7 protein-coding genes are annotated in these 10156 nt (G+C 42.9%); 2 read left to right on the forward strand and 5 right to left on the reverse strand.

Going from position 1 to position 10156, the window contains the following annotated elements:
• Nucleotides 1-133: 133 nt before the first annotated feature.
• Entirely contained in the window at nt 134-2014 is a 1881-nt protein-coding gene (locus ACFQZE_RS17060; protein WP_379359144.1) for an AraC family transcriptional regulator, read from the reverse strand.
• Between the two features lie 1140 nt (nt 2015-3154).
• Between ACFQZE_RS17060 and ACFQZE_RS17065 the strand changes: the two genes are divergently transcribed.
• Entirely contained in the window at nt 3155-4024 is an 870-nt protein-coding gene (locus ACFQZE_RS17065) for a helix-turn-helix transcriptional regulator (protein WP_379359146.1), read from the forward strand.
• A 378-nt stretch (nt 4025-4402) separates the two neighbouring features.
• Here the strand turns inward: ACFQZE_RS17065 and ACFQZE_RS17070 are convergent, their stop codons facing one another.
• The 3 genes from ACFQZE_RS17070 to ACFQZE_RS17080 all read right to left on the reverse strand — a co-directional run bounded on the left by ACFQZE_RS17070 (nt 4403) and on the right by ACFQZE_RS17080 (nt 7214).
• A complete protein-coding gene (locus ACFQZE_RS17070) occupies nt 4403-4828 on the reverse strand; it encodes a DUF3995 domain-containing protein (RefSeq protein WP_379359148.1) in 426 nt (141 codons plus the stop codon).
• A gap of 10 nt (nt 4829-4838) precedes the next feature.
• On the reverse strand, nt 4839-5348 hold the full coding sequence (locus ACFQZE_RS17075; protein WP_379359150.1) for a TetR/AcrR family transcriptional regulator: 510 nt from the start codon (nt 5346-5348) through the stop codon (nt 4839-4841).
• A gap of 624 nt (nt 5349-5972) precedes the next feature.
• The gene (locus tag ACFQZE_RS17080; RefSeq protein ID WP_379359152.1) at nt 5973-7214 is read right to left on the reverse strand and encodes an amidohydrolase; all 1242 of its coding nucleotides are present in this window, start codon (nt 7212-7214) and stop codon (nt 5973-5975) included.
• Nucleotides 7215-7470: 256 nt separating this feature from the next.
• On the opposite strand from ACFQZE_RS17080, the gene ACFQZE_RS17085 reads away from it, so the two are divergent.
• On the forward strand, nt 7471-8358 hold the full coding sequence (locus tag ACFQZE_RS17085; RefSeq protein WP_379359154.1) for a LysR family transcriptional regulator: 888 nt from the start codon (nt 7471-7473) through the stop codon (nt 8356-8358).
• 201 nt (nt 8359-8559) lie between these two features.
• On the opposite strand, the gene ACFQZE_RS17090 is transcribed toward ACFQZE_RS17085, so the two are convergent.
• Nucleotides 8560-10156, reverse strand: a 1597-nt coding sequence (locus ACFQZE_RS17090) for an S-layer homology domain-containing protein (protein WP_379359156.1), incomplete at its 5' end; no start/stop codon positions are given.

A 10156-nucleotide genomic window follows, 5' to 3' on the forward strand; every position in this document is an offset into this window, starting at 1 on the left:
TATGTTAGAACAGATAATGCTCATTTTTTCTTACCTGATTCTTACTAGATTCTTAAGTTTAAATCCGGTTAGCAGGACGTTGAGACCTTAGAAAAAATAAAAAAGGCACCTGAAAAGGTACCTTTTGCATATTTTATTGTTTGCCTTCAACCAGCAAATTAACGATAATATCCAACTGTTGTTCTACCGAAATCGGATCGCTGGGAAGAAATTGGTCAAAATCGATATTGTACACGTTCCCCGCTTTCCATGCCGGCGTATTTTGAATAAGCTTTTCTACTTTCTTCACATTTACCTCTGCCCCATCATTCACTGCCAGAAATAACCGGTCGCCTATGAAATCGGGGATCACCTCGTTAGATATTTCCCATGTTTCGCCGTTAATGACATCCGTCTTTACTTTTTCGGTTGGATTTAAACCAAGATACTTGTAAAGGATGTTGCCGCCCATATTGGTATCCCCGTAAACAAAAACGGAATCGGGACGTACATTTAAAATCGTAAAAGTTTCATCGGCCCCAATAAACGGCGTCACTTTTTCCTTGTATGCGGCTATCTTTTTCGCAAATGCCTCGTTCCACTGCTTCGCTTCCTCTTGCTTGCCAACAATATCGCCAAACATTTCGACATCCTTAATCGGATCGTTGTACTGCTCCACAATAATGGTCGGCGCGATTTGGCTCAGTGCCTCGTATCCGCCCTCTACTACTTCCGCAAATGGCGCTGTGGTAACAATAAGATCAGGTTCCAGCGATAGAATCTTCTCCGCATCAGGTGGAACTCCAACATCTACAATATCGGAAGTATCGCTTAACAGCGGATTTTTCAAAATGAAGCTAGTTGCGCCTATCGGCTTTACCCCAAGCGCCATCAACTCGCCCAAATGGAACAGGCTAACCACACGCTGCGGCTTCGCAGGAATTTCCGTTTCACCTTTTAAATGCGGATACATCCGTTTTTCTACAGCGGCACTGTTCGTGCTGTTCTTGCTGTTCGTCGCCCCCGTTGTATTGCCCGCCTGGCATGCATTCAAAAGCAAAGCTGTGCACAATAGCATCATTGCTCCAAATGCCGGTCTTGAAAATCTAAACATTGAGGTGTCCCCTTCCGGAATTGAATGATAATAAATCTCATTCTCATTATGAGAAACTGGATATGGGGATACAATAGACGATTTTAACAGGTGCAATGGATTATTATGAACCGGCTGCCGATTATCCTTCCGGAATTGCAGTGGAGAGCAACCCGTATGCTTTTTGAACAAGCGACTAAAATAATAGACATCCTCATAACCAACGCTATTAGCGATTTCCTGGATACGGACCTCTGATTTCAGCAGAAACTGCTTTGATTTATGAATGCGTACATGAATCAGGTATTCAATCGGACCGACTCCAATTTGATTTTTGAACAAACGAGACAGGTAGCTCACGCTGCAGCTGTATCTCCCGGCCAGTTCCTCAGCTGTAATAGACTCCTTATAATGCTCATGAATATAGCCAATCGCTTCTGTAACTAAGTTCGGTCTGCCGGCTTCCTTTGCTGACGTCATTATTTGCCGCATAACCTCGTACACAAACGGAACAAAAATAGACTGTGCCTGCAGCTTGTCCATTGGGGCTGCTTGCTGCCATAGGCGATACATGGTTTGACACTTTTCTTGTAGAGGCAGCGACATATAAGGAGTGAAAGCATAAGGCATATGGAAGGTCTCCCGTTCCTCCGGCGATTCATGATTGGCTTTGTACAAAATCAAATAGCAAGCGAAGTCGTTTCCTAGCGGCTTAAAGCTGAGATCAGTGCCCTTGCCCCCATGCAAAATGTGAAATGAACGGGCTTGGTAGACCGTTCCTGATAGACTTATATTCGCTTCTCCGTGCGTCACAACAACGAAAAAACTGGTTTGTGCTGCATAGCGATCGGGCACGGTTTCATTCTGCGCGCAATACTGTCGAATATCGAACAGTCTGACGGCGATTCGGCTCCACCTTTCGATGTGGGTTTCCCAATCCATGTGTTCCCCTCCTTTCGCTGCTTAGACAAAAAACAACTTGTGATAGACAATATCCTCGTGGCAGGCCGTGATGCTTCTTTCCTTATAGGTTAGAAATACGGCTTCACTGGAAAAAGAGGCGTTTAATCCCGAACCTTTTTTTCATAATCGATTATTAAAATATCGGCTAAGAGTATAACATGAACGGCAACATTAAGATATCCGTTTCGAGTTTCGAGATCGTTGACCAATCAAATTTAAAGAGCTCTGGTGGCCAGAGCTCTTTGCTTTCAAATTAATCATATCCATCTGTTATGTCTAATTATTTTTTTGAACAAAAGTTAGTTTATTAAAATAAATAGTTATTAAAAGGAAATTACATCATACCGCCCATTTAACCGCGCTATTAGCTCACAATCTACTGAAGGTGGCGGGAATCGGCCTCGCTATTTTCCTGCATAAGCAGACATGCAAAAAGTTGGACGGAAAACATGATATTTTCCGTCCAACTTTTTATTTTCTAGGCTTTTTGAACAGCACCTTTCCTACTCGTCCCAGGCCGGCAGAGGAATGAGCTGTATTATGGAATGGGTTTACTTTCTATTCCCACGAAGGCTCGGCGGCTACAGAAGTAGCTAGAGAAACAAGCACTATGACTGCGATCAATCCCGTTCTCAAAACTAAAGGTCTCATACAAACTTTTCTAATTTTTTTTAACATTAATAAATTCCTCCCATATTAAAATGATGCTATGATATGCGCAAATGTACGCCGGCCTTCCGTTGTAGAAGCCAATTTCTAGGTGCACAACTATCCAAACATGCTAAAAGAATATTTATCATTTGGATTTTGTGATTGTTTCCACGCAAAAAGCACTATTAGTGAATCCATACTTACTTTTAAAAACAGTCCCTTGAGTGTTGAGCTTATTTTGACGAATGAGCTTTTATTTCAGCCATTTATTTATCGTAGTAATCCGTTCAGTCCACGCTTCCTCATCACCGTTTTGTACCCGTTCGACGACACAAGCCCTTGAAGGGCGATTCCTGATTGCTACCCTGATCACCTCCCTTGATTCCCTTGAATGAAGATTAGCATGTATTTTATACTATAGGCAGTAGGAAATGTAACTAGTATAGATACTACTAGGATAGGAGCTGGATGATTATACAAACCACCTCAAATAGAAAGTTAATGGGTGACTTTCTAAAAGCGCGCAGGGCGAGTCTTTCACCAGATCAACTGGGGCTTCCTGATGGATTTACACGTAGAAGAACACCGGGACTCCGTCGTGAAGAAGTTGCTCAACTCGCTGATCTAAGTACGACTTGGTACACTTGGTTGGAGCAAGGTAGAGATGTGGCCGCTTCGTCTGAGGTGCTCGAACGGCTATCTGATGCGCTGCAGCTGAACAACGCAGAACGTGAATACTTATATCAGTTGGCCGGGAAAACCCCCTCAAACTCACTTGATCGATCCGTTAATCAATTTTCTCCCGCCTTCATGGATCTAGTGACAAATTCCCCTCATCCCTTCTTTGTTACGGGCCCTGAAAATCGGTTGATTGCTTGGAATGATTTTGCTTGTACTCTATTTACGGATTTTGCTCTGATTCCAATAGAAGATAGACAGATAATGAAGCTTCTTTGTACTAGCCCTGCATTCCAAACGAGAATCGTAAACTGGGAGAAGGCGGTCAAAGTGGCCCTTTCTTTTTACAGAAAAGTGTATGACCAAGCCTCCGATCAAAGATGGTATACCAGCCTTATTGAAGATCTGAAAGTTCAGAGCAAGGAGTTCTCCGAGTGGTGGTCTCTTCACGAAGTAGCGGATCGGAGTGGACTGACAATCGATATTGATCATCCTTCTATGGGACGTTTGAATTTTGAAATCTTCTCATTCTCTCAAGTGAATAATTTCCAAAACTTAATATGCTGCATGTACATCCCTATACCTGGGACACAGACTGCCGAGAAACTTGCTGCCTGGAAACAAGGAAGGGCGGCGGTTGACCCTATTTTGAATAATTAAATATCGCCATTTTTAATTATTCTCCCCATACGAAACCGACTACTTCGAGTCGGTTTCTTTTGTCGCTATTCTTTATTCGGCTCTCAGAGTATCCCTTTCTTGATTAAATTTGCTGAAGAAGTCGATTCGCGGATAATGGTCTTAGCGGTGGAATGAGATGCCTTGCTCGTCCGCTTCGTTCCCTGCGCTTGCAACTTAATCTATGTCCTCCTTCGGACTGGGGCGACTCCCCGTTTCTTTCCACACAAAAACCCGACCTCATGCGGTCGGGTTATTCGTGGTGGAGGCGCGGCAAGTTGAACCCCTGTCCGAAGATCACGCTACACAGGCTTCTACGGGTGTAGTCACAGTTTTGACGTCACCCCAGCAAAAGCCCCATCAACCGATTGTTACAAAAATCAAACATATCCCGATAAAGAGACATAACGGGGAATACAACAATGTGTCCCGCTTGGCAAATAAGGTTCCTCTCTGTTTCTTAAAAAAGCCAATCCAGCGAAAATCCCCGACGGTTCGTAATATGAATACGCCTGATAAAATCCAACCCCCATAACGGAATAACCATTCAGGAAATATCAGCCTCTCTAGTACTTCTCCAAGCTCCAACACAAACAAACCCGCTAAAGCTAATGCCCCTGCAACAACGCTTGTAGCCATTTTCGCAGGTCGAAACTTTATTTCTGAACCATCGCTAGGTATCGCTCCTAGAAACCCTCTTTTCCCGCCGACCACCCAATACAGATGAATTCCGCTCAGTACAAACAGAATTACGCCTACAATCCACGCGAAAACAATCGTCATCATACTCCCCCATTTACATTCCTAATAAATGTATCCTCAGCGTTCTAATATGACGATCTAGTTCTTCATCTTCAACCTCAGCGTTCTTAAATCTTTCATACCACCCAAGATAATAGTGATATAAAATATGAGATTTTTGCTCAGCAACTTCGCGATCCATTCCAACTTTTCTAAAGAGTTCCGTAGCATAACTCATTCTCGTTTGCTCGATCGATTCTAGCACTGTATAAAAAGCTGGAATCTCCTCACTTAGTTTTCTTAAATAAAATAAAAAATCGCCTTTTCGTGTCGCAGAGAACATTTCATATAACATCTTCGTAATTTGATCATCTTCCTTCTCTAGCTCAGACGAACTTAAGATAACCTGTTGTGTCGATAATTCGACCCATCGTTCTATCAATCGCGCTATAAACTCATCCCGATTTTTGAAGTACCAATAAAAGCTGCTCTTGCTGCAACCTAACTCTGATGACATTTTTTCAATAACTAAGCCGTTTATGCCGTTTTGCGCAAATTTCCTCATTCCAATTTCAATCCACTGAATTTCCGTGACAATAACTTTTGGAATCTTACTCGCCTCCTTTTCTGTACGATATCGTCTAGAAAAAGATTACTCTAACTAATGGAAAATTTCAACATCTATACGTTAGCGTTCATAAAGTCGTCACCAACCCAAAAAATTTATAGACCTTCATATCCCAGTGCCTGCAAGCATAGCAAAAACCCAGACCTAATGCGGTCTGGGTTTGCATGGTGGAGGAGAGGGACTATTTAATTCCTGATTACACTTATTACCGGAAAAACTGGAGGATGATAATTTTAGCGGTAGAATTGAATTTTTTGCTGAATCCTCCTTCAGATTCGGCGTAATCGACCAACCTTCGGTCCACACAAAAAAAACCATCCTCATGCGGATGGTTTTGATGATGGAGGCGAGGGGAGTTGAACCCCTGTCCTAAAAGCACATTAAATGGCTCTAGGTTTCCAACCTCCGTTTTGGCGATTATTGAAAGAAGCCCTATACATCATCTGACGACGGAGTGTTCTTTTATACTATGTGCAACAACTTCAAACGTGTGAATTCCTTTTGCGATATCTACAATAGCGGTACACACGCTTCTAATCATTAATGCAAACTAGTTAACCTCTAACGTTTGTCACTCTCATTCAAAGAACCGCTCACAAGACGTCCCTGGAACCAAACCGCTTGGCGCTCCGCTCTTCGCGCTACCGCTTCTGCTGAGCAGCTTGCATGCACCAGCACAAAAGTTGCCACGTCTCCTGCCTTAGGCCAAACCTGCTCACCTTTTTGATCTAGCGGCGTTATCCCGCCTGTAATGAATCCAAGGGATTGAGACAGTGACAATTCATCATTGCACCCATACAGTTCTGCGAACCGCCCTGCCTTCTCTAGTTGATCTCCATTTCCAAATGGCGACCAGTGATCTGTAAGACTGTCTGTTGCCAGTTTCACCTTCACACCTTTATTATGCAACATCGGAAGAGGCATTGTTGTTCTTCCAATCGGAACGGTCGATGCAATGGACATCTCTAGCGATGCCAACCGTTCAGCAACTTCCTCCGCCTCTCTCGGTTCCGCATTTGCAAACCAGAACGCATGACTAATGGTTACCTTTCCTTGCAAACCTGCTTCTTCAGACAAATCAGCCAGTCTCGTCAGCGTTTTTTTGCCCGCCTCGTTCCCGTCATGTAAATGAAGATCAATACCGGCTTTATTCATAACCGCCAGTTCTACCATGGCTTGCAACGACTTTTCTATATCCCCATCCACTGTGAACGGATCGACACCGCCTACATGTGTTGCCCCTTCGGCCAAAGATTGCTTAACGAGTTGGACGGCATTCGAGCGAAGCAGTCCATGCTGCGGAAAAGCAACGATCTCAGAAGAGATTTTACCGGAAAATGTGTGCAGCGCTCCCACTGTTGCCTCTAATCTTTGCAATCCGCTAACAGGCTCAATATTACAATGACTGCGGACATGTGTAGCACCGTATCTCTGTATAAGCGTCAATATGCTCTCAGCTTGTTTTTTGGCCATTGGTAAGAGCTTAGGCAATAATACTTTCTCTTCCTCAATCCGATCAAAAATGCTGGATACTTTTTTTACCGCCTTCCACGGTCCATCGAAATAGGTTTTATCTAAATGAATATGCGCTTCCTCGAAAGAAGGCAGCATCAATAACGCTTTGCAGTCATATTTAGGAAGATGGCTCACGATCTCCGAATCCGCCTCGATCATTTCTGCAATCCTACTATTCTCAATTCGTATATGATAAATTGCCGTATTCGTGCCCGTTACTTGTCCATCTTCCATGACATAGTTCTGTTCTAGTTTTACATTTGTTAACCAATAAGAAGCATCCAACATGTCATCACCTCTATTTCTCAAGATTTAGCTCAGCTTCTACTAAAAGCTCAACGGCTGTAAAATGATTAGCGCTCGCATGCTCAAAGGGTTAGCTCTATCCTCATCCAAAAGCTAAAAGCACTATTACATATCGCATAAACAGCGATCTCTATCCTCTTAAACTACTTCTATGGTAACATAGCCATTAGCAAACGAAAAATATTCAAATCATTCACTTTCCATACTTTTATCGTTTGGACAGGAGAGTATTTCATACATGGATATTCGCCAACTTCGCTATTTTATTGCTATCGCTGAAGAGAAGCAAATTACTGCCGCAGCGCAAAGACTGCACATGACTCAGCCCCCGCTCGGGCAACAATTAAAGGCGCTGGAGCAAGAGCTGGATGTACAGCTTATGATCAGAAACGGCAAAGCACTGGAGTTAACTGATGCAGGACAAGCTCTATACATGCATGCCCTTCACTTGACGAAGCTTTTGGAAGAGGCAGAAACCGAAGTGAAAAAAATAGGCATGGGTATGCGAGGTAAATTGATGATTGGGGTTAATACATTGTCTTCTGCCTCATTACCCCAATTATTACGTACGTTTAAACTTCGTTATCCCGGCGTCACCTATAAAATTCAGCAAAATGAATCCGCACAACTTCTTCGTCTCATCAGAGAACGTGTTATCGAGCTTGCGATTGTACGGCTTCCGCTGGAGCTAAATGATTTTGAAGTATTACGATTACAATCTGAATCTTTTTATTTTGTAACTGCCAAGAACTACTTGCCCCCATCGGATGAAATCACTTACGGTGATATCCAGCACTACCCGCTCATTTTGCCCAGTGCGGAAGGTTTGGGGCTTTATCAGAGCATCATTAATCAATTTACGGAGCGCGGTTTACAAGCAAATGTAATCGGCGAATGTTCAGATATCGTAACGTTATTAGAGTGGGTGTCATCCGGAGATGGGACCACGATCGTGCCGGAGTCGATTCTTACCATGCACCGTGGATATGAAATTGAAGCCTTCCCCATTGCAGACAGCCAGCTCATATTCTCAACCGGACTAATTTGGCTAAAAGATCGCTATTTAACAAAAACAGCCCAGCACTTCATCGATCTCATGAAGCACATGAAATATGGCGCACAATAAGCTCGGTTAGTGTTAGCTTGATCTTCGGGAGCGATGAAATGCAAAAATCCACTACCTCATGCGGTAGTGGATTTTCATTTGGTGGAGACGAATCATGGCTGTGCAAATCCACAATTCGCCGAAGTGTACTGATGAGATTATTTGGTGAGGCCTACGATTTACGAGAGGTTACCTTCAGTCTGACTTTAAAATCCCTATTTATTAAATGAATTCCGCTTTTTTAAGAAATCTTTGAATGATTGCTGCGGTTTCTGCTCTCGTTATATTTTGCAGGGGATTCAGTTCGCCTTTGTATCCACTGATAACGCCGATTTCAATGGTTAACGCTGCAGCTTGACGAGCCCAAGAGGCCAATTGTTCGCTATCTGCGAAATTGCTGACTAGTTTTTGCTGCTTCGTATCGTCTATCTCCTTATTCAGATTCACAAGCTTCATTGCCCTAGATAGAATAACCATCGCTTCCTGCCTTTTAATCTTCTCATTAGGTTTGAAGGAACCATCGCTATATCCATCCACCAGCCCATAAGAGTATCCGATCTGAACTGCTTGATGGTACCATGCTTTCTCCGCTATATCCTTAAAATAAAACGTCTTGCTAGCTGAGCTTAAGCCTAATGCTCTGATCATAATAGCTATAAACTCTGCACGCGTAATTTCGTTATCCGGTAAAAATCGCTGTTCGTCTGCTCCATTAATGACTAGTCTTGATGCCAGGTCATTAATGCTTGATTTGGCCCAATGAGTGGATACATCATTAAAGGATATTTCATTTTTGATTAGTCCGTAAATGCTGTTGCTCATGCTGTTGAGGACAGCATAATAGCGACCGCCTTCTTGTATAATTCTAGTCGGAATATGAATAAGCGTTCCGTCTGGGGTTATCTTTACTCCCGTCATAATATGATTGAGATTTACCCCTTCAGGTATCGCAATTCGCCTCTCTATAAAAGTATCGAATTGGTTTAATTCCATTTCCTTGCTACCATAAATACCTTTTATAGAGAAGCTTACGGGTGGAGCGACAGGTGTGACTTGTCCATTGCCAGAATCCTTGAACACAAAAGCTGAATTAGAAAGAACGCTCAACTCTAGCTTGATCTTTATATCCTTCAAAGGAATATTGGCTCCTAATTGACTGTGCCATTTATCAACAGAGACCTGATCTAATGGAAGACTATACGCTGCATTTTCCGTGACTATTTGAATGATCGCATTGCTATTCTCAAAGGTTTTTAAGATTGCTGCATTCAGTTCCCAATTGATAATATCTGATTTATTGCGAACCGCTATTATAATAACCGGATTATTGCCTGCTTCCTTCAAAAAGCCCTTTAGCTGCTCTTCTTCTAGGATGACAGTTGTTACCTTTTTTCCATCCGTTATGTTGACGATAATTTTGCTCGCTTTTTCTGACTTATTACCTGAAATAAGTAAAACCTCTGAGGTTGATGTGCTTCCTGTGGTTCCGGAACCCCCGCTGCTACCTTTTTCGATTCTGAAGTTTACCGTCGTTTCATTCCCCGCTGCATCCGTGACGACTAGCGTGTATACACCTTCATTTACAATTTCAGTACCACTAGTAAATGCTACCGTATTCAACTTCGCTGTTCCTTCGTTGAATACAGGAGTGGCACTCTTGTACACTCCGCCCTCGGTTACTCCAGTAATAGTAGGTGGGGTTTTATCGATCGTGAAGTTTAACGTCGTTTCATTCCCCGCTGCATCCGTGACGACTAGCGTGTATACACCTTCAGTTACAATTTCAGTACCGCTAGCAAATGCTAGCGTATTCAACTTC

Source organism: Paenibacillus sp. GCM10027627 (assembly GCF_042675505.1).
GTDB lineage: Bacteria > Bacillota > Bacilli > Paenibacillales > Paenibacillaceae > Pristimantibacillus.

What these genes read in the sequence shown, in the direction of transcription:
- ACFQZE_RS17060 (WP_379359144.1), bottom strand. Translation starts at nt 2,014, where the DNA reads ATGGATTGGGAAACCCACATCGAAAGGTGGAGCCGAATCGCCGTCAGA.
- ACFQZE_RS17065 (WP_379359146.1), top strand. Translation starts at nt 3,155, where the DNA reads ATGATTATACAAACCACCTCAAATAGAAAGTTAATGGGTGACTTTCTA.
- ACFQZE_RS17070 (WP_379359148.1), bottom strand. Translation starts at nt 4,828, where the DNA reads ATGATGACGATTGTTTTCGCGTGGATTGTAGGCGTAATTCTGTTTGTA.
- ACFQZE_RS17075 (WP_379359150.1), bottom strand. Translation starts at nt 5,348, where the DNA reads ATGAGGAAATTTGCGCAAAACGGCATAAACGGCTTAGTTATTGAAAAA.
- ACFQZE_RS17080 (WP_379359152.1), bottom strand. Translation starts at nt 7,214, where the DNA reads ATGTTGGATGCTTCTTATTGGTTAACAAATGTAAAACTAGAACAGAAC.
- ACFQZE_RS17085 (WP_379359154.1), top strand. Translation starts at nt 7,471, where the DNA reads ATGGATATTCGCCAACTTCGCTATTTTATTGCTATCGCTGAAGAGAAG.